General features: G+C 49.8%; 16 protein-coding genes and 1 pseudogene. 8 read left to right on the top strand and 9 right to left on the bottom strand.

The features are described 5' to 3' along the window. Nucleotide 1 precedes the first annotated feature (1 nt). Nucleotides 2–715 (bottom strand): glutathione S-transferase family protein, encoded by a 714-nt coding sequence (locus tag GPL81_RS05455; RefSeq protein ID WP_160105620.1) that lies wholly within the window; start codon nucleotides 713–715, stop codon nucleotides 2–4. Between the two features lie 335 nt (nucleotides 716–1050). Here GPL81_RS05455 and GPL81_RS05450 point away from each other — a divergent pair, with 335 nt between their 5' ends. Beyond that, on the top strand, nucleotides 1051–1269 hold the full coding sequence (locus tag GPL81_RS05450) for a hypothetical protein (protein WP_160105618.1): 219 nt from the start codon (nucleotides 1051–1053) through the stop codon (nucleotides 1267–1269). Nucleotides 1270–1515: 246 nt separating this feature from the next. On the opposite strand, the gene GPL81_RS05445 is transcribed toward GPL81_RS05450, so the two are convergent. Then, nucleotides 1516–1836, bottom strand: a complete 321-nt coding sequence (locus tag GPL81_RS05445; RefSeq protein WP_160105616.1) for a hypothetical protein — start codon at nucleotides 1834–1836, stop codon at nucleotides 1516–1518. A gap of 580 nt (nucleotides 1837–2416) precedes the next feature. Between GPL81_RS05445 and GPL81_RS05440 the strand changes: the two genes are divergently transcribed. Continuing rightward, on the top strand, nucleotides 2417–3607 hold the full coding sequence (locus GPL81_RS05440) for a patatin-like phospholipase family protein (RefSeq protein WP_160105614.1): 1191 nt from the start codon (nucleotides 2417–2419) through the stop codon (nucleotides 3605–3607). Nucleotides 3608–3796: 189 nt separating this feature from the next. Here GPL81_RS05440 and GPL81_RS05435 read toward each other — a convergent pair whose 3' ends face one another. Both GPL81_RS05435 and GPL81_RS05430 read right to left on the bottom strand, forming a co-directional pair. Continuing rightward, nucleotides 3797–5248: an argonaute/piwi family protein gene (locus GPL81_RS05435; RefSeq protein WP_160105612.1), complete on the bottom strand. Its 1452-nt coding sequence runs from the start codon at nucleotides 5246–5248 to the stop codon at nucleotides 3797–3799. Then, nucleotides 5248–7122: an SIR2 family NAD-dependent protein deacylase gene (locus tag GPL81_RS05430; protein WP_218585633.1), complete on the bottom strand. Its 1875-nt coding sequence runs from the start codon at nucleotides 7120–7122 to the stop codon at nucleotides 5248–5250. The genes GPL81_RS05435 and GPL81_RS05430 overlap by 1 nt, the downstream gene beginning before the upstream one ends. 727 nt (nucleotides 7123–7849) lie before the next feature. Between GPL81_RS05430 and GPL81_RS05425 the strand changes: the two genes are divergently transcribed. The 5 genes from GPL81_RS05425 to GPL81_RS05405 all read left to right on the top strand — a co-directional run bounded on the left by GPL81_RS05425 (nucleotide 7850) and on the right by GPL81_RS05405 (nucleotide 11733). Next, complete coding sequence (locus GPL81_RS05425) at nucleotides 7850–8581, top strand: HNH endonuclease (RefSeq protein WP_160105610.1); 732 nt, start codon at nucleotides 7850–7852, stop codon at nucleotides 8579–8581. 348 nt (nucleotides 8582–8929) lie between these two features. Next, nucleotides 8930–9487: a hypothetical protein gene (locus GPL81_RS05420; RefSeq protein WP_160105608.1), complete on the top strand. Its 558-nt coding sequence runs from the start codon at nucleotides 8930–8932 to the stop codon at nucleotides 9485–9487. A 116-nt stretch (nucleotides 9488–9603) separates the two neighbouring features. Continuing rightward, nucleotides 9604–10257, top strand: coding sequence for a hypothetical protein (locus tag GPL81_RS05415; protein WP_218585632.1), 654 nt, complete (start codon nucleotides 9604–9606; stop codon nucleotides 10255–10257). Between the two features lie 306 nt (nucleotides 10258–10563). Further along, on the top strand, nucleotides 10564–10977 hold the full coding sequence (locus GPL81_RS05410; protein WP_160105604.1) for a GNAT family N-acetyltransferase: 414 nt from the start codon (nucleotides 10564–10566) through the stop codon (nucleotides 10975–10977). A gap of 270 nt (nucleotides 10978–11247) precedes the next feature. Beyond that, entirely contained in the window at nucleotides 11248–11733 is a 486-nt protein-coding gene (locus tag GPL81_RS05405; RefSeq protein WP_160105602.1) for a hypothetical protein, read from the top strand. 187 nt (nucleotides 11734–11920) lie between these two features. Here GPL81_RS05405 and GPL81_RS31335 read toward each other — a convergent pair. Together GPL81_RS31335 and GPL81_RS05400 are read right to left on the bottom strand one after the other, a co-directional pair. Further along, nucleotides 11921–12134 (bottom strand): annotated as a pseudogene (locus GPL81_RS31335) (hypothetical protein). A 79-nt stretch (nucleotides 12135–12213) separates the two neighbouring features. Continuing rightward, nucleotides 12214–16557: an NACHT domain-containing protein gene (locus GPL81_RS05400; protein WP_160105600.1), complete on the bottom strand. Its 4344-nt coding sequence runs from the start codon at nucleotides 16555–16557 to the stop codon at nucleotides 12214–12216. Between the two features lie 223 nt (nucleotides 16558–16780). Between GPL81_RS05400 and GPL81_RS05395 the strand changes: the two genes are divergently transcribed. Then, nucleotides 16781–17677, top strand: a complete 897-nt coding sequence (locus tag GPL81_RS05395; protein ID WP_160105598.1) for a toll/interleukin-1 receptor domain-containing protein — start codon at nucleotides 16781–16783, stop codon at nucleotides 17675–17677. Between the two features lie 77 nt (nucleotides 17678–17754). On the opposite strand, the gene GPL81_RS05390 is transcribed toward GPL81_RS05395, so the two are convergent. From GPL81_RS05390 to GPL81_RS05380, 3 genes are read right to left on the bottom strand one after another with little or no spacing between them, the layout of a single operon-like run. Further along, on the bottom strand, nucleotides 17755–18813 hold the full coding sequence (locus tag GPL81_RS05390; RefSeq protein ID WP_160105596.1) for a TniQ family protein: 1059 nt from the start codon (nucleotides 18811–18813) through the stop codon (nucleotides 17755–17757). Beyond that, nucleotides 18810–19655, bottom strand: coding sequence for a TniB family NTP-binding protein (locus tag GPL81_RS05385; RefSeq protein WP_246218888.1), 846 nt, complete (start codon nucleotides 19653–19655; stop codon nucleotides 18810–18812). Before GPL81_RS05385 ends, GPL81_RS05390 begins: the two co-directional genes overlap by 4 nt. Before the next feature lies 1 nt (nucleotide 19656). Next, entirely contained in the window at nucleotides 19657–20763 is a 1107-nt protein-coding gene (locus GPL81_RS05380; RefSeq protein ID WP_160105592.1) for a Mu transposase C-terminal domain-containing protein, read from the bottom strand. Nucleotides 20764–20880: the final 117 nt, after the last annotated feature.

Below are 20880 nucleotides of genomic sequence, written 5' to 3'. Positions count from 1 at the left end.
ATCAAGCTTTACTGTTCAGATATTCGAGCAGTGGCGTCAGGTGCGGAAGATCCTCTGGCAGCAATTCCTGACCACTACGGTTTTTCACGCTTGGGCGTTCAGCTACGCGGGCACGCCATTCAGTCAGCGCAGCATGCTCCGCGGGAACATTGAGGCCCGCGTAATCCCCATGGATCAATGCGCAGAAAACAGTGATGTCCGCGACTGAAAATGAGTCGCCTGCAACGAATGGACGGGATTTCAGCACTTCGTTGAAGTACGCCATTCCTTTTATGGCTTTCTGAGCGTGTTTCTCACCCCACTCTTTACGCAGTGCCCAATCGGCATCCTTGTGCTGCTTGTTCACGTCTCCCAAGCCGGGCGTGGCGTGGTGGAAGAACACACCAATGCCATCGATCAATTGGTCGTCTGCGCGCTTCTGCATCATCTGGATTTCTGCTTTTTCTCTAGCGGTACGGCCCGTCAGGATAGGGTTGCCGTCAAGCTCGTCCAAGTAATGAGTGATCGCGATGCATTCGGCGATGAATGTCCCATCGTCCAGCTCCAGCACCGGCACAGTGCCTGTCGGATTTTTTGCCAAGAAAGGCGCCTTCTGATGTTCCGCGTTGTAAAGATCGACTTTGACAAACTCGATCTGCGACTCGATGCCTTTCTCTCCCAAAACAATGCGAATGCGAGCTGGATTTGGAAAACCTGGAGTGTCGTGAATTTTCATGCGGGCTGATCCTGACGTGAGCTTTCGATTAGGGATGGAAAAACTGCTATCTATCTACCGGTAGATAGATACTGCGCCCGCATCGAAGGTTTCGTCAAGCGATTCCCCATCCCCGCGCTGTGCCAATCGCTCGCGTATAGATTTGGGTCGACTATTTGCCGCTCCAGTGACTGCAAATCCAGAGGTGATCCCTTAGCACAGCCCGCTATGGTCGTTTTCTGACACTTGTAATCAGGTAACGCCCTGGGCAAATGGGTAGCTGTGCGATCCACCCAATCCCCTACCCAGCGAGAAGATGAACTAGGCTCCTTGTACACCTCTCAAGGACGACCGACATGCCAGATGACGCAGACTGCAAGATCGCCGTAGCAGATGCCCTGACATTGCTACTGCACAATCAGCACGCGCTAGGTGCAGCGATAGAAGAGATTACTAGCTGGCTTTCAACGAACGGAGTAAATAGCGTTGCAGAGAACGCAGTAGCAGCCTTGGAAACTTTGGACACAAATGCAGACGTGATTACAGATGCGATTCTGCGACTGCGGCGCTACTAATAATTCTGGATACACAGGTGGCTGGCGATTAAAGAGTAGATTGCACATCTACAGGACGGGTAGCAATCGGCCAATTACGGCCTCTGGCGAAGGGCAAGAGTCGACTGTGGATTCAACCGTCCAATCGCAATGAACAGAAAACGGCCAGACGCCCCGCATTTTATACCTTCGGCGAGTATTCTCGTCCTCCCCTCTACAGTGCCCCCAAGCCGAAGTATGGAGGGCGTGCACAAGCGTGCTGGATTGTTAACCGGCGATTATTTTCGACTCATCAACCCGGTCTACTTTCGTGCCGGTCAAAGCATTCTGGAGTCTGGTTTCCACCTCAGCCTTCGACATCAGGCGTATAGGTTGAGCGTTCACAACGCGAATTTTTGCCTTGGCAACCGCCTCATTGAAGTTTGACGCAAATGCTTCGGACTCCGCAGCCGCAGGGTTGGTGGCTGCGGACTTTGGCGACTTGGCGGGTAAAACTTCCTGCCTAGTCGTCTGATTATCCTCGATGATTTTCTGGCGTTTCGCGCCGGCGTAATAGGTGTGATTAGCGAACGATCCGTTGATGTTCATTTAAGAAGCCTCTGCCAATTAATAAATGATTAGAATCATTTATAAAGCAAACTTCAAGCCAACTCTTCCGACTTTAGAACCCCCCGTCAAATGGGCAAACTCCAGAATCTCAATCTACAATCGGGCGCATCCCGATCAGTTAGAGCGGCAAAAGGTTGCCTGCCTTCGGCAGCGCTTCACCGCCTTGCTGAAGGGCCGCTGCGCCCTTCTCCGCTTTGCACCGATGAGCCGTTAGCTGGACCTCACAAAGGTCTGCTTTGGGTCGACTCCTGACGCTTTGATGCGTGCGCATAACGCTGAATGTCACTACGCTCTTGACCACGGTCTATTAGGTTCATCTGTCATTATCTATATGACCAGCTGTAGCCAGGCACGCCCAAGGTTTCGGCGCCTTGTTGCTCTCGTAGCCCAGGGCCAGAGTTTCGTTATAACGAAAAACAGGCGAGCAATGCGTCTGCTGGTGAGGGCAGAGGAAGAGAGGCTCCAGTAACGCAATGACCTCCTCACGCCTCAAAGTAATCACTTTTTGGATAGTGATAAGCCCTTTATAGTGTCGATCGGCAGAACCGGAGGATGCGATTTGAAGCAATTTCCGCTCAGGCCTGGCGCCTCTCTGGACTTGTTTCTTCAAGCATGTCTGCCCCGCCGAGACGCCGTCCCTCAAACCTTGACTGAAAAGGCCGTGATCCCTGGCATCCCTAATGCTCGTTACAGGTTGGACCACGATCGCTCTCCTTTCATTGAGGATGCAGTGCAGTCCAACAAACGCGAGAGCCAGGTACTCGCAGAGGCTGGAAAGCCCAACACTATCTTGCCGCTCGCGCACATGCTGGCAGTTTCCGGTGGCGGCGATGCGGGCGCATTCGCCGCGGGACTGATTGCTGGATGGACGGCGCATGGGACTCGCCCCTTGTTCAAAGTCGTCACAGGCATTAGCGCGGGAGCCCTCGTCGCCCCTTTCGCTTTCCTAGGGTCTGAGTACGATGGAGTGATTCGTTATGTCTCCAACGCGATCGGTCCAAAAGACATCTTTCATTCGCGAAATGTTTTAACTCGTTTCGCAAGCGATGGCATAGCGGACAGCAAGCCACTGTCGCGACTCATCGCAAAGTATGTCAGTGCTGAGATTCTTACAGCGATCGCATCGGAATACTCTAAAGGACGAATACTGCTGATCGGCACCACTGACCTTGACTCAGGTCGGCCAGTCACTTGGAACATGGGCGCCATTGCCTCAAGTCAGGCATCGGGAGCGCTCGATCTCTTTCGCAACATCATGCTCGCCTCAATGAGCATTCCCGGTGCAGTCTCACCCGTCATGATCGATGTGGAAGTTGATGGCAAACAGTTCCAGGAAATGCACGTGGACGGAGGGGTGATCACTCAAGTGTTTCTCTACCCGCCCACCACCATAATGGAGCTGAGCAAATCTACTGGAGCACCTTTGCGACGCGACCGTAATTTCTACATCATTCGTAACGGGACGCTGGACCCTCAGTGGTCCGGGACGAAACGCCGCACATTGAACATCGGCGGCCGAGCTATCAGTACATTGATTCAGACTCAGGGGATCAGCGACCTGGAGCGAATCTACCGTATGGCGCAGCAGGATGGAGCTGATTTTAATCTAGCGTTCATTGGCGCCGATTTTGACGTAACGCATGAACGGAAATTCGACGGTGAGTACATGAAGCGTTTATTCGATTACTCCTTTCAGCTCAGCGCGAAGGGCTACCCATGGCATAGCTCCCTGCCCTCGCAAAAAAACTGACCATCCAAACGCCAGTAGAGTGATTTAACCAGTCTGTTGCATCTTTCGGTTGAGTGATTCACGCAGCTCGGAAATCCTGAACGGTCCAATAAGTAGCCGAGAGCGAATATTGAGACCGAGGGAATTGCTGTGAATGAATGACTGGATCCGCAAAATACGGTTTTTCAGATTATAGAACGCAGCCCCCGGCTACATAAATAGACGGTACGGATACACATTGCCAGGCAGATCCGGGACATTGGCGATCGTCCGAGCTAATCTCTGCGAGTACCGGATACTCACCGGAACTGGGTCGTAGAGAGCGTCATTATTCCAATCCATTTTAGTCAGAGCCATGGCCTCATGGGCAATGAGTTCAAGTGGACCACTACCCGCATGCCGAATGAGTTGGAGCGGTTTTGGAATGCTCTTCTTCCCTTGGTAGTAGTCGCCTTTGATAGACACCTCAGGTGCATTGCCCGCCACCCAAATGAGCGCTGAGTTACCTGATCGAACAACCATCGTTCCCCGCGGAACCGGGTAGCCAGACGGCTTGCTCAGTGGCTTCGCTCGACCGGATTCAATTAGCCAGACACCTCTCCAACACGATGCCGCACCGACCTCGATGCATTCAACTTCGGCTACGCCTGACAACGCATCGAACGCACCTTCAATTTCCTCTGGCTTGAACGCGGTAGTTTTATGGATGACGAGTCTTTGGGGTAGGTTTCCGCCGTTTCTCCCTTGGTAGAGCGCGAGGCTCCTTGCAAGCACCGCTCGCATATCGTCTCGACTCAGGAAAGGATTACGGCGGGCCTCAGCTACATCTACTACCGGATCACGCGCCTCGAAGGCGACAAACTGCATTCCACCGCCATCCATGTCGAACACCTGAGAACAACAAGTCACATAATGAGCATTGCGCTGATCACCGCGTAGTGCATAGGCAAGACCGATGTAGGCCGTGTCAACCGGCACACCCTTCAGCGGTGCCAACTTCCACGGTGTACCTGCTGCTTTCACGTATAGAGCAATTGCAAGGCGCCAAGCGAGCGATGCCATGTATTTAAACTTGAAGACTCGGTCATTCAGTACCTGGGTGGGGATGTTGTACTTAGCGCCAAGAGCCTTGAGCACATCGTGTGCATCGAAAAACCTGCTGCGTGTTGCTGGAGCCCAAGAGTCAGGTAAATGGATAAGCACTACGTCGAACTCGTTTCGAATTAGGGCTAGACGGCCTAAGGCTGCGTCCATTGCTTGGAACAGCCGCTCTTGAGGCGTGCCATCGCCGGGAAGCTGGCTCAGGGAGTCCGGCCACTTGATATGCGCGCCGCCGGGTGCGGATTCAAGCCTCACGTGGAATAGAGGTTCGAAGCCAGGGTACGGAGGCACGTACTCTAAGCGGTCGCTTGGACGGTACGACTCGCGTAAAGAGGCCATCAGTTGTCCGCGAGTTTTGAACGCGCTCTCTGGGCCAACAGTTGCGATCCGAACCCGTGGAGTGAATCCGCCAAATGAGCCCTTTGAGTAAGGGCCGAAGTTAACAAGTCCTCTCAGAGGATGCACGTCTATCTGCTCAGCATCCGAGGGAGAGAAAGAAAGCAACGGCTCGTCCAACAGGATGAACGGCGGAAGCTTTGATGCATTCGCGGGACTTGCCATCAAGTGGTCCTGTTGAAATACGGATGATGATGGCCAGGTCGGCTCCAACCGGTGATCTGCGAGACAGCAAATTTCGCATCGATGCCTGCACCCTCCTCCAGACCAAAGGTGCACACGGTGCCATCTTTGGTTGAGGCAAGTAGAGTCGCCCACGCGCCAATTATCGCCGCCCATTGCTTGTTGTATTTTGGGGCCCAACGTTCTCTTCGCCAGTCGCCGGCGGGATCGCCCTCTCGACGCTCAGGTGCCATTTCTAACGCACTGCCTCGCTCAGCACTTTCTGACTCGATTTGCTCCAGCCTGGGAATGTCAACGAACGTGTACGGCTCAAAAGCGCACCACCAGCGGCTATCAATTTGCTCCAGCTTCAGAAATATGCCTTCTTGGAAAGGAAAGCCTAGTTTTGGAACACTCCCTGTCAGCGGGCTCTCATAAGCAGCACGCAAATGAGAAAGCTTTTGGGTCCACAGGCTCGACCTATCGTTACCTTCGCTTTCTTGAGGAGCGGCGACGACCAGTGAATGACCAGATCGCTTGTATCTAGGAATTAGATGGCGGTGGCGCGAGAGCGCTTTGACTAGCGAATCGTAAAGTAATCCAAGCGCCCAACTGTCCTTACTCGCGTCCAGTGCCACCGTTCCGGCAATCTGTGCACCAAGAGATGCAAGCGCAATTAATACCTCATCATCTCTACCGAACACTGCTAACTCGCGACCGTTCGCAGCCACTACGGCCCTACATTTTTTTTCTTTAAGCAGCGCTCTGACAGCCGGAGAAGTTGCTGCGTTTGTAAGTGTCATCCGACGCGCTACGCGCGGGAATGACTCGATCAAGATCGCCGAATACCTAAGCACCGGAAAATTCCGTGCTTCAGTATCCGACAGTCGGACTGGCACCAAACGAGGTGCGGCCCGTCCCTGCATCACGTGATCCATCAGTACCGGCGGTAAGTCGATATGTTTGATCACGTCAGCCGCGAGTTCGTCGAACGTCTTGCACTCGACCACCGCGACATCAACACCAGCAAGTCGAGCAAGCTCTAGAAACTTCGAGACCTCGGGCAGAAGTCGAGATACCGCTGATGTCACCCAGTACAGGCCATTCGGGAACGGCATTGTCTCCCGCAGAACAGAGGTAAGCGCCTCCATGATCGAGGCATCCCGACCGCTGTAACCAACGAATACCATGCCGAAACGCTTGCTGGCCTCGACCAGCACGTGCCTCATATGCTCGTCTTGTTTCTCCAACTCTGAACCGGTGTTCTTGATTGAGTTGGATTGGTAATCGCCATGAAGCTTCGCTACCAGGGGCCAGTCTGACTCGCTCAAGCTCCGCATTGCACGCTCACTCGAATCAATAGCCGCTACCGTCGGACGGGCTTGTTCAACGGTCGGCAACAGAGCATTGGCGGATAGAGCAGACTCTTCAATTAGCGGATCGAAGTTCGTGGTAAACACGCAATCCACTTTCCTTGCCGCAAGCAAGCTTCCGAGCACTCGGTGCCCGAAACATTGCGTACCTTTAGAGATAGCGTCATCGATGTACTGCCTGCGGTGCCGTGGCTGGGGGTAGACAGCCTCGAACGCAGCCGCATACTCAGTTGGGTCGCCGTCGAGTGGCAGGAGCGACGATCTCCGGAAGAATTCATCGATCCGGTCAATCCAAACCTGATCGCCGGTATCGATTTCGCGCTGTGAGAGGTTGTTCTCACGACAGAATATTTGTGCTTTAAAGTCCCGAATCATGGCATAGCCTGTAGGAATTCCCGAGGCTGCTGATGCTCCGGCGCCTAAAAACCAGGCAACAAGATTTGGCCGCAACGCTAATGCGGTCGAGAAACTCCGTGCGGACATTGTCTGGATTGATTGCGTCACGTCACTTCCTTGTTTCTATTCGTTATAGCCGTCAACGCTTGATAGAACCCAATATAGACTACGTGCGGATATCGACTCGACGTAGAAAAAATCTCTGATGTATATACAGACCTTGGCCTTGGCCCCGTGTAGCGCGCAGAAAGGTCGATGACCGTTCATAACCACTGAAATTGGCATGAACATTCAAAGCTGCTGGACGATTCTGTTCCGCACTGGGCAATGCCAGCCTCAAGACAGCTCAACCTGCAACAGCCCAGAAAATTGGAAATGCAAAACTGGCACATCGCCATCTATTTGCTATCGTTAGATTTCGTTCAAGCTGAAATTAACCGAGGTGCTGGACATGACAATCGTAAAGGCAGTGGCGTTGGGTACGGCAGGTAATGAGATTTCCAAGAAAATCACTGGCACAGACGAAGTCAGTGCGGGCCGGACAGTAGTGGCAGCTGGATCTGGGGCAGTGCTCGGGGCCGCTGCGGCTGGCACGATAGCCGTAGGAGCCGCTGCTGTAGGGATCGTTGCCGCGCCAGTCACGATACCTCTGGCAGTTGGTGCAGCTGTCATAGCAGGCATCGCAAGCCTGTTTGATTGACTACTCACTTGATATGTACATCAAGGATGAAGTGCATATCCCAGATAAAATTCGCTGCCTGATGATCGAGCTAATTGAGCTGGTCGAGCGAGTCGCCTCCCACAGCCACCTGGGTATCGAAAGGAATCGACGATAATGCCACCTGCAAATATCAGATATTGCGCAGTTCATGAAAACACTGCTTGGCGGAAGGTGCGGGGCCATACCTCTCTAGAGAACGCGTTATTCGGAAAGAAAGACGGTGCGCCAGGCCTATTCGAACACCGGGCGCGTATCGATTACGTAAAGCACGGAGAGCCGCTTTTCGTTGTTATTTGGGAGGAAGGTAAAAGCACCGGGTTCATAGCCAAGAGTGATAGCTCAAGTAGTGACGGCACGACGCGCGTGCCAGTAGATGCGAGGCTTCTTCAACAATATGATGCCAATGGCGGAGCCAGTATTGCTGAACTGGAAGCTCATTTCTCTTCTACAACCATCAATCAAGCATCTTCGGAAATCTCGGCGCAAGAAACTCTCATCGATGAAGCTGAGGAAGGGGCGCTATTGCTTAAGAAACATCTGGTACGGGAACGCAACTCCTCGATCGTAGCATCGAAAAAAGCTTCAGTTCTTGCCGCCACCGGTTGTTTAGCCTGCGAGGTGTGTGAATTCGACTTCACGCTTATTTATGGAGAAATTGGCGCCAATTATTGTGAGGTTCACCACACCGAGCCCCTTGGTCACCGAAAAGGAACCGAGAAAACGTCGCTTCAGGACCTGGCTATATTGTGCTCAAATTGCCACAGCATTATTCACCGAACCATACCCATGTGGAGCATTAGCGTTCTCGCGGCCCACCTGCGAGCAATTCGGATCAGGCCCCTATAACGCGTACCAGCGGTGAACATAAAAGTTTTCTTGGCCCTTCGATGATGATATCAATTCACAGCCGACTAACTCGTCGCTCAAAACGCCATCCGCTGCACGAAAATTAGGGGTTCTAACTCTCTTTTAGCAAATGAGGGATCTGCGAAGCTTGCAGTCCACGCTATCCTCCAGAGCCGTAATGCCTACGCACCATCGGGTAAAAATACAAACGGTAGAACAGGCTACTAACCATCAGAATTCCGAGGTAGCTTCTCAGAAACATCCCTTGCATTTAGTGATGGCTCATTACTACTATCGCCACTGAAATCTATCGGTGCATTGTGCAAACTGATTTTCTTGAGATGCAATATGGAACGTAAAGTCAACTTCTGTTATCAAGCGATAAATGACATTCAGGCAACGATCCGTGCAATTGATGCAAAAATAGGTTTTTTGATGGTTGTAATATTTATACCAATCGCAGCAATCAAAGAAATCTTGTCAATCTACAGCGGCATTGCAGCTCATTCGCAATGTTTAATGCTGTTAATGTGGCTGATTGCCGCAGTGTGGGCCGCCACAATAATTGTCTTATTTAGAGCACTTTGGTCCATTAAAAACCCTGGCAAGAGCGTGGAGGGAAATGATGCTACCGGCGTATTTTTCAACAGCGCGCATTATAAAATGAGCGCCATAGACTGCATTTTTAACTTTCCAATCAAGTCTGATATCGATCTTAAAACTGCCATCACCAATATCCCTGAAGACGATGCAGATTTACTTAAAGAGCTAGTCTTTGAAAAAATGAAACTAGAGTACATACGCGATATCAAAATGAGAAGATGCTCAGTTAGTTCGGTGCTAATCCTTTTCTGGGTAACCTCCGGCGTTAGCCTTTATATATATTCACTTATGAGCAAATTCTAGAAATGCTTTCACACAAAGAAGTCACCGCTATAACCGCATGCATAAATGACGCCTTAGATCGAGCGGAAAGACATTGGAAAAATGGAGGTTACACTCTCGTTAAAAGCGCGATAGCTATGGATGCTGCTATTGTGGTTAACGAATCAGCCCCTTCTCATATACCTGGCCACAACAAGGTTCAGGATGATGAGACAGTAATTGATGAATTTATTGCTCTAGTAGCTGATATGCGCGATTCAAGCAAGCATCTAAACTCGGCCATAAGTGAAAAAACAGCAAAGGTCTCGCAGCTTCAACGAGTTTATTATGAAACGTCCGCGTTGCTACCCGCACTGGCAATGACGATAAAATTTAAAGAAGGAAATGTCACCGAATATTTGGGAGATGGAGTGCTGGCTCTATTTCAAGTAGACCCTAAAGATAAGTCTAAAGCTATTTATGCTGCTCATGCAGCAGCTGTTAACTGCATAGGTGAGACACGGAAGATGGTGAACGTTGCTCTTTCCGAAAGATATTCGCTACCTAGCTTAGACCTTGGGGTCGGGCTCGCCATGAGTAAAACGATAGTTACATTAATCGGTTTGCCTGGTGAAAAGCACCCTAAAGCATTTGGCGAGTGTGTATTTCGAGCAACCAAATTATCCAGTGGAAGGAACGAAATCTATGTAGATACTTTCGTTAAAGGATCGTGGCCAACGTCTGAAAATGGAAAACTGCGATTCTTAGAGCGATCCAAAGGTGAGGTTTCTGGTTATCTTATTTCTGCATAGGTGCTAAACCATCAGTTGACTATAAGACTTTCGCCCTTGAGTATTGTCTGAAGACTGGCGGGCGTTTATACATCCGACGGATAGTGTGGTGCAGGTTGGGTTTTGAAGCTCTGAGTGTAGGGTGATCTCCCTGAAATTCTAGCAACCCTACGAGGTTCATCCTCAACCTGCTATGAGACGATCTGCAATCAACAACATAATACGTCGTTTATATTTTGGCTTACGGTTTGCTCAGTCGACTAAACTGTGCCAGAGATATGGTGCGGGCCAGCGCTGTAGGAACACCTTTTCCAACGGAGAAAAAACATGCTCAGAGCAGTTGATATTAATAGTCCAGATAAAGTAATGAGCGAGGTCCTTCGCGAGCGAATTGTTAAGGGTAAAAATCCGAATACACGAGAGTTTCTTATTTTGCTTAATGATGAGGAGGTAGGTCTGCTTATATATGAAGATTCAGGGCATCCTCAGAGTTTTATCTACGAAATATTCGTACTCCGTGATGCGAGGAAAGGTGGGATCGGAACTTGGATTCTGTCGCAAGCGGAACGGGTCGCAACTGAACTTCGCCGGACATCCATCTGCCTGACTGCAAGATCGCTCTACCAGGACGAGTTGAGCGATGAGGATTTAGTCTCTTGGTATGAAAAACAAGGCTACATTCGAAACTCTGTTGAAAGGAATAGGTTGGAAAAAGCACTTTCTATTCCTCCTGAGTTGTAGTGCGGCATATCGCCAGCTCTCCTGAATACGAACGCTGCACCTGTATCGATAAGTAAATACCAACCCGCTTGCAGAATAAACAATCCCATGCAACGAGAAGAGGGATTAAATATTTAATACATTAACCAGCCCCCCTTATTTGACTTAAATATTTCATATCGGTAAACTAAAAATATAATAATAAAAATAGAAAATGCATATATGATAATAGCAATCCACTGCAATACAAAACCTGACTCCACCTTGTACAGTGAACAAGTGGCGAGTCTGATGGGTAACCCTACCAAGATATCCTTCACCAAAAACGCCACAGACAAAACAAACCTTATCCAAACCTCGTTTTCAGAAACAATTTTTAATTACAACAAGTTTACAGAGGTAGTCGCGCGAACCGAGACATCGAAAGGCACAATCCGCAGCAAATTCTTGATAGCATCTGAAATCAAAACCAACAGATGCACTCTACGTACAGATTACAATTATCCTGCCCTTGCCCTACCAGACCGTAAGACAATTGAATTTCAACAGCTACTAAGAAACCGTAAGGAAACAAGAGAAGGTGGAGCAAATCTTCCAGATTCCTTGAGACGATTCCACCACTGGCTGGTATCTGAAATTGCCCAAAACTTAAACCATTCAGGATATTTTTCAGAGTTACACTTGAACATTGAAACTCAGTGCTTTGAATTAGAAATAATGCCTACACTTCGGGAACAAATCCGAGTCAAGGTTTGGGGGCTAGCTGAAAGCGATTAATGCTAACCTCCCCTCCTCCGATAATTTCTGATGAGTCGGACGTTTAAAGTATGATGTCGCGCCGCCCACTAGGCGCGTCACTATCTGGATACGATTTTTTGCCGTACATTATTCATCCCTCTAAAGAAACGAAACTGCCCCCGCACCGGCAAGCACGGCGGAATACTCACGCTGAACGGGCCAGTCCTCAAATTTGACTGCCTCGGAGCCTGGCCAGCCCCTGATTGATGAAGCCCGCATTCTCTCCGATCGCTGAGAGTGCGCCTCGAATATTATCGCCGACCTCCTCCAAGCCTTGCTCCTCCGAGTGAAGCGTAAGGTCCCATTAGCGCTGCTTCCAAAGCTAGCTGGTTCTGATACATCCTCTCTAATACGCAATGAAGCGAATACTCGTCACTCATTAATACGCTTCTTCCACATCACTTAGGTTCGCCGAATACTGCCGGAATGTTGAGTCGCCGGGAGTACGTCGCTGTTGAGTTACTTAATCAATCCTCCGGCGCCGGTAGAAAGGCGTGGGCGCAGATCAAGCACCTTGATTAGCAACCTGACACTGTTGCCCATCTCGGTCATAACTTTAGACGCTTCGGATTCAAGCAGCGCTCGCAACCCATCAATGTCTATTAATTCGCCAGTTTCCGGGTTCTCCCATTTCCGGTCGCTAGCTACAGTCACCAGAAGACAGCCAGATCGACAGCTCTCCGCCGCCATGTACCGCGTGACGAGTTGATTTTTTATCGTGTCGCGCAGTACCCGACCAGACCAGTTGTTTTCTCCGACTTTGAGTTCAATTGTTGCCTGCTGTCCTGATACGGCCCGCATACGGATATCCGTTTCTTTTTCGTCAGCGGTGGCTCCTTCTTGATCGACTGTGTAGAGATGATTGGATGCGTCTCTTAATACCCGAGCAATCTCCCGCCGCATCACCTTCTCCTCTCGGATCAAGATCCAAGCATCGCGTGGCGAAATATCCTGGAGTAACAAATCATCAATGTCCTCGAACCGATCGACAAGCACTGCGTACAGGTCGTCGCCGGTAGTAGGTGGTGCCTCGCCGTAGCGATTCAGGGTCACCACATCTGATTCGGTAAGCACCGCGCCATCAACTTCTTCTGCCGATTTCTCTCGCGCAAGTAGCGCGAGGCGATCACGGAAATGAGCGAATAGCGGGTCTGCGATTATCTCGAGTTTCACTGTCCAAGCTACCGAACCCTGAGTGTCGAGTATTGCGTTAAGGAGAGAATTTCGTGCGTCTTGAGCATCGTCTCTAGGGCCTGGTGAGAAGGTACCTCGATGGGTAATGTCGTCGGAGGGACGAACATAACGATATGCAAGCCGCAGCAACCGCAAGAGGAGTTGCGGGGTAAAGCCAGCTCTTTTCAGATCGACACGCAGACTAGCGAAACGGCTGCCAAACAAAGCACTGAAAGCATTGATAGCGGGACCCGTTGGCATGGGAGGAAGCGGCGCTAGGAAAAGCTCCAGAGCGTCCGTTCCTGCCGCCGGGTCGAGCCGCATTAATGTAGTTAGCCAAACCTGGTTGATGGAGTCGTTTGTGGCAATGTTGAGCCGCTGAGCAGCCAAGATACGAATCTTGTCCTGCGTACTGTCACCGCCGTGCTGAAGTAGGATTTTCAGTACGCGCTCGAGTCGACCTAACGCACCGGTCTCATCTTCTCCATCACAAGGATTGCTGACAAAGGAATCGAGCCACGTGAGCAATCGCGGTACAAACAATTGCGCGACGACAGCTGGGGCATAGCTCACGTCCTGGAGAAGCATTGCAAATGAATTTGTCGTAGCGGCTTCATCGAGTTCAGCAGACAAATCTGGACCAAGGGTCTCTTCGACCGCATCTTGAAACTCCCGAGCTAGGGATTCGAACCATGCGGGAAAACCGTTGCACTCTATTCGAGCGTAACGCGTGGCCAATTTTGCCTCATCGATCGAAAGCTTTTGCGCCCAGTTAGAGTCTTCGGCTTCTGCGGCTATCGCGGCCAGTCCGAGCTGCCACCTAATAAGAAAGGTCCCCTTTTGGCCCTCCGGCCTTTCGTAGCGAAGCGTGGGATTATCGCCACGCCACATCGAGCGCATGCTGACACGTAATCTATCCGCGATTGCTTTACCAAAGTGGCTCTCAACAAAACGCCGATCCCATCCTGATGCACGACTCTCGTTCCCAGAACGTTGCATCGCCTGCCAGAGATTCCAAGCGGTATTCCCTGCGCGGTCAGGCTTAAAGGCAACATCCGGTTGCTCCGCTAACTCGCGCCAGAATGTCACCCAGCTCGCATGTCGCTTTGCCTGACGCTCCTCATTGGCTACGCGGTGCTGATCTAATTCTGCTTCTAGCTTGAGCATTTCCGGATCGACTTCCGGGGGCACAAGCTGTCGGTCGATAAGAGCGATCAACTCTGGCGCATCGAGAACGTGCTGCTTTAGGCTTTCGATGTGGTCACGGGAATCGCCAATACCGTCCCATAGCCCTCGCATACATGCATGCAGCATCATTGCGCGCTCTGGGAACGTGCGACTGGAGTCAGCCAACGTGCGGCGTACCCAAGCTGCATCCTGGACGTAATTTAATTGGAGTGGCCCGCGTAATGAAACCTGCCAAAATCGCGCCCAGGGGTCAACGGATGAGTGAAGACTCTCGTTGAACGCATCGTCAGCCCAGAAAGCTGCCTCACGATGGTCTGACTCCAGATCCGCAATTGCCCTTCGCAGCTTATTAAATGTCTCCTCATGAATATAATCATCAGGCTTAAGACGCAGTGCGATCGTGGAAGAACGAAACACCTCCACTCGATACTCGCCCTCTTGAATAAGCCTCGAGCAAACTGCCGCGAGAGTTGAGAGCAAATGTGAGCGCTTGCTGACTAGATTCGGCCACTCTTCATCCCAGGCCAAACCATCCGTGATCAATCCGGTCAAACCTTCGCGCAGCGCCTCCAGATAGCCTGGAGGAAACTGAAGCTCTGCAAAGATGTAGGGTAGCGACCACTCCTGCTCGAAATCCTTGCTGGATGACTCTGAGAGTCCCCTCAAAATTCCACAGAGTCGTGCAGGTGCAAAAAACAGAGGAAGCAATCTGACTATGGCTCCATACACAACTTCATCAGGCCATAGCGTCTGCGCCTCTTCCATCGACTGTGCTAAGAGATCTACCCGGGGGTCACCAAGACGGGCCAGCGACGTAATTGCATCAAGACGCTCACCCGCCCTAGCAGAGCCATCTATTGCGACTGCATGAACGATATCTGCACACTCGGGCATGGGTCCTGCACCGATGAGATCAATCAACAGTTCACGAACCTCATGGTTCTCAATGCCCTGCCCCCACAGTTCCAAAACTAGTGGTTCTAACTCTGGTCTAGCAAAACGATGGATCTGTACCAGCGGAGCTTGCAGACCACGCCATCCTCCAGAGCCGTAATGCCTAACGTATGACCTCAATGCGTCCTCGCACTGAGACAGCGTGAGCGATTCCGGATCAGCGTAATTCAGCAGAACGCTGGGATCGCGATCTCGGACTTCAGAAAAAATAGTTGGCTGTGATGACGCTAGCCATGCCGCGACCGGACGCATTGTTGGACGGATGACTTTGTCATTTTGTTGAGTCTCAGCGAAGAGCAATCGCTTTACTGCTTTGATTGGCACACCCTGGCTCATACGGAGGTCGAGATATTGAGCTGCAAGAAACTCGAGGACCGAGCGGTGATGGAATCGGACTCGACCGTAACTCGCAAACCCGAATAGCGCTCGCTCCAGCAAAGTTTCCCGCTCTTGTGGAGTCCAGTCATGTAGCACCACTTCGGGATTCAGTGCTCCGCCTGGCTCACCACCACGATCCGCCTCCACACTGAGGCGTATGGTCAACTTCCGGGTAAGCAGCGCAGCAAGCGCAAGCCGGCTCGCTCCATCCAGCGCCTTGTCGGGAGAGAGTTGCGCAGGCTCTCTTCGATCTGTACGCGGCTTGAGTTTGACGTGGATATTTTGCGCCACTTGCTCTCGATGGGTGCGAATACGACGGTACTCTCGCCAGTCAGAGCAAAGCTCAACAAGATCTTGCGGTCGCCGTGCAAAATCCTCCGCGTTGCGCTTACGTATATCCTCTATTAAGGCATCAGCATCAGCGACACCCTCAATGACCGCCATCTCACGAATTTGCTGGTCGGAAAAGGGCATTAACGCGACGTTACGCCATACCAGAGGTACCTCCTCCTTTTTGGTGGAGCGCCGCACGCGGCCCGACGCAATGTCTGCAAAATCATCTTCACTCGGCGCCAGTTCGACTCGGTCAGGCACCGGTAAATGCCGTTCGATAATCTTCTGATCCACAGCGACCGGTCGGGTGGTAATAACAATCCGCACTCTTCCAAGCTGGCTACCAATAGCCTTTGCCAAACGCTTGAGAGCAACCTCAAACGAACCGAGAGTTAACTTCAACTCATCGATCGAATCTAGAAAAAAGGTCGCTATTTCGGATTGGGCAGCTAGCCATGCGTCAAGCCGCTCCTCTTCATCTCGGGACAGCAGGTCCGACAAATTGTTTGCGGCAAGCTGGGATAGTTCTAAATAGAACGCCGGCTCTCCGTTCTCCCACAATGCCTGCTGCTGTGCTCGACACTCATATGTCTTCCCCGCACCGGCTTCCGAAACGATCAGAATACGCTGCGATTCCAGCAGCGTTTCCCATCCAACATCCTTTGCCCAGCCCAATCGTGAAAGCATTGATGCCGACTCTATGTCAGCAACCTCTTCCTGAGATAAATTGCGGAAGGTACGCTGAATACGATGGCGATTATTTTGTTGTGTTGGCATCAGCGGCCTGCATCCTTTTCAGTTGAGCCAGAACGGTTTTTGCAGCGTTATCATACGCGCGAATTTTGTTGATGTTAGCTGGTAAGATCTACGCTCCTAGGCCTCTTTTCTTGGGCCTGCCGGACGATCTGAAACGCAAATCGCATTAATCTAGAAAAACCTACGTGCTTCGTGATTGACGGTGAATAACCGACCTCTTACGGGCGTCAAATTGAGGTCAGGGATGTCCATTTCTACGCTTACGAACACAATCAATCGGCTGCAAAGAGAACTGGCAGATATCTCCAAAAGCGTTAGCCAGGAAACGAAAAAGGAGTCAGACCTCCTTAGTCGGATCGGTCAAATTCAGCGCTCAATTACGAAGAGCACCACATTAACCGCCTTAAACACCAAACGTAGTGAGATCGAACGTAAGCAAAAGGAGATCGCAACGGTTGCTGGCAAAAAGGCCGCTTTGGCAAAAAAAGAGGCCGATAAAAACAGCCAGCTTCTGAAAGCAAGGCAGGACCTTTCAAAAGAGGAGGAGCGCGAGCGTAAACGTATCTCCACTGCCCGTGAACGAGAGATTCGGAAAGAAAACGACCTCATCCGGCAGGGTCAGGTATCGAGGCTGATGCTTGAGCGCGAGATCAATGCTGAACGTGCTGCCACCACCAGCCTCAGCGAGGCTCAGTCCTCCCTCCCCGCATTAGATGCTGAGCCAGAGGTTGAATACGATCTGTTCATCTCTCACGCTTCCAATGACAAAAAGGATTTGGTGGAACCGTTGGTTGAAGCGCTGCAAGCTCTAGGGGTCAGGGTTTGGTACGACAAACAAGCGCTGCGGGTCGGTGACAGCCTGCGGAAAAAAATCGATCAGGGCCTGTCGAACTCACGCTTCGGAACAGTGGTCCTTTCCTCTGCGTTCTTCGCCAAGCAGTGGCCTCAATACGAACTCGATGGGATGACGGCATTAGAAATGAACGGCAGAAAGATGATCCTCCCGATTTGGCACAAGACGTCGAAAAGCGAGGTCATAAAATTCAGCCCCACCCTAGCCGACAAGGTAGCGCTTAATTCGTCAACAATGACTATTGAAGAGATCGCGAATGAATTAGCTGATGTGGTTTTAGATAGATGATGGGCAGTCTACAGCCGATGTGCACAGTCTTCACACGGATTACAAATAGCAAAAAAGCCGTCCCAGTTTTATTTTGGCTAGCAAAGTACCCCTTCGATAAAGTCACTCAAATAATCCGAGACTACATCCAAACTGCCAAGCTGCCTCTCAAGAGTTGAATATTCAACCGCATGAACGTGGCCTGCGCTAAGTTCTCCCAATGTCTTCGAATCTGGAAAATCAAATTCTGAATCTAAAACTATTTTTTTAAACATCGAATGCTCCTTCGGCGAAAAAATATTAAAAATTTTTCCAAGCAATAGCAAGGCACACATCCTCTCATAGGGCACGCTATTAGAAGCACCGTAATCTAGTCTATCTTTGAAATCTAAAACCTTATGCACAATAAGTGGATTGGCAGCAGTGAGCAATTCCTTTGCCACGCCAGAGCTATTTCGATCTGTTCTAGGAACTAAAAACAACCGCAGGATAAAATTTACTGCACTTGTTAATTGAATAGAGTCCACAAGAACATCTGTGCCGGGCAAAACGCAGAACCTTGTACGATCAATCTTGTTTATCCACATCTGAACACGCAAGGTCAACCATGCACGAATGTTGTTAGGAGGGAGCCCATGCATGTGACGACGAGTGTAGGAACTTCCTTTCCGCCCTTGATAATAGTCACCGAGATTTCCACGTACATAAGCATTCCACTGCTTATCAAGAATTGGGTACCCATCAATAAAACTAAGCAAACACCAATGAATCGGACAATACGGTTGAGTTACATAGCACCAGGATTTCCTCCATGATGGAAATCTCTTCTGGAGGACGTCTGACTGGATGCACAGATGGCAATAAGCAGTGCGATAATTTGGTGAAAGAAGAAGTGTGGAAGTTGGCCTGAATATTTTTTCAATGATGCAGACATCCAAATGCAGTTCACGAGCAAGCGCTAATCCTCGCGACTCATGAAAGTCGAATTCCATACTGAGACCAGGTGCTAAAAATCTTCTTTTTTGATCATCTTCATACTTCCACTCAATTATATCTCTTTCCGAAATACCTGATATTTTCGGATTCAGCGCACACCTTGTTAGCCACGAAGGAAAGGTTTCATCGAAGATGGGGTGCAGCAAATTTGAAAATTTCATGGATTCAAGAACTCCTTATAACCCAAATCATCTTCCAGAGCCAATTTTATCATTTCCCTGTTAATTACCTCCACCCCGGTGGCAATTGCGTAACATGCCGCGGTTGTCAGCATTTTAACTAATCTATCCATCACACCTTTTGAAAGCTCATAAATCAAGCGCAGCATATCCTCTTGATGTAGTTGGGAGGGGTTTTTCAGGTTAAAGCGCTTTTCTAGGGTTGCTACAAAATTCCTGAAGTCTTCGTTCAACGACCACATTGGCAATTCACGCATATAATACCGACGAGCTAACTGATCATCGTAAAGTAGTGCGTTTTTTGCCCTACCCACTCCAAACCCAATAATAGACAAATTGTAAGGTGAACCAGATAACCCCTTCAGCAATGACAAATTCCGTAGCTGCTCAGTTTTTGGTACGATGAGGGACTCATGAAACTCATCTATAACAATGCCCCTTATGCCATGAGAGTGTATATAGCTTGCTATTTCTTTTGAAAGAGTTTCCCTGCCCGCTCCTAACTTCATTGGCAGCCCTATAGCTTCAACTATCAACTGCTTGAATTTCAGCTTTCCGGAATTTTCCGTTAGCGTCATAAATACCAAAGGTGAACCCAAGCCACGGTTCATTTTCTGTAATTGGGTTACAATGGAAGTTTTTCCAGTGCCACCCTCCCCACAAACAAGCATACATGGCGCGGTTGTACGAGGAGGAATTTCCAACATCGTAAGGATTGCGTTAAGAGTTTTGCGAGCATGAGGGCAGTCTATCCAAAACTCTTGTAGAAGATAGCTTATCCTCCTCTGCTTATCGTAACTTCCATTCTCGATAGGATTACTCACATCAAACATCCTCGCTATCGTAAATGACCGGGCCCTTTGTAAAATCTATCTCTGCCCTCGCGACCGGCTTAGGTGCACGCTCAGCTGGGTCGAAATGTTGATCAAGAACGTGCTTAGAGTAAGCTTTTGCCGCCTTGAGTCGTTTCTTGGATTGTTTCGTTTTTTTAATACTTTCGCGTACTTCTTGTTCATTACCATCGCGGGCTGCAACAACATTCTCAAGCATCCCTTTGGAACTTGTTCGATATGAATGTTTGTTTGCAATCAGATGCTGCTCATAACTTAGATTATCTCGAGTAAGGTCAGCGAAACGCAGTTCGATGTACGAACCTTCAATTTTTGCCCATATCGTATACAAAGCGAATGGGTCGTACTTTATAGTTACATTTCTTAAGCCGATATGATGACTCAACTCTGGCGCCCAATAATTACGACCAAACAAACTAACACCGATAGGTCTGATTTTTCGATTTTCCTCGGGCATAAAATCAAGCCTGAACTTAAACGGATCTGTGATTAATTTTTGGTGAGCACCCATAGCATCTTTTATTGCAAAAGCTTTATTCCATTTTTCAGAAGGTCGACATTTCAAAGCCGAGTGCACGCTGTAATTGTAAATCTCGACTTGCCTTGCAAACCAGCGATTGAACTCTTCAATCGTTAACGCTGCATGTTTTTCACTATCATAGTCGCCTCTTTTCAATACATTCGACATCGTCGTACCAGGTAAAAAATGGACATGGCTATTCATCATAGTACCAATCAAACGTTCAATATGGCCGCCCCAATGTTTCTTTCCTAGGGGCCGCCATTCTGTTTTGATACCATGAAGCGCACATGCCCTCTGAAGTTTGAGCGCACGAAACTCCGAAGCGTTGTCCATGTGGAGGATTTCAAACACTCCACAGAAAGGGTGATTTACGTCACCACAACCTATATTCTCCAGATACTGCTTCTTTGGTAGCACTGCGTGAGTAATTGCACAAGCGACTGATAAAATAGACGGTGCATGAAAAGCAATATAGTAGCCCAATATTATGCGCGTATATGCGGCCGTTAAATAACGATATGCGCTTTCAACCATCCATGGCGTCAGATGCTGCTGCATTAGGCTTACTCCCGATTGAAATTTTCAACCAGAGCTTAACTCGAACGGATCTAGTGCGTTTAATGTTGAGATGAACTCGCCCTTCAGCTGCCCTTTACGTTACAACCAAAAAGAATA

The sequence above is a fragment of the Pseudomonas izuensis genome, assembly GCF_009861505.1.
Classification (GTDB): Bacteria; Pseudomonadota; Gammaproteobacteria; order Pseudomonadales; family Pseudomonadaceae; genus Aquipseudomonas; species Aquipseudomonas izuensis.
The sequence above is the reverse complement of the archived record's forward strand: the minus strand, read 5'-3'. Positions and strand labels throughout refer to the sequence as shown.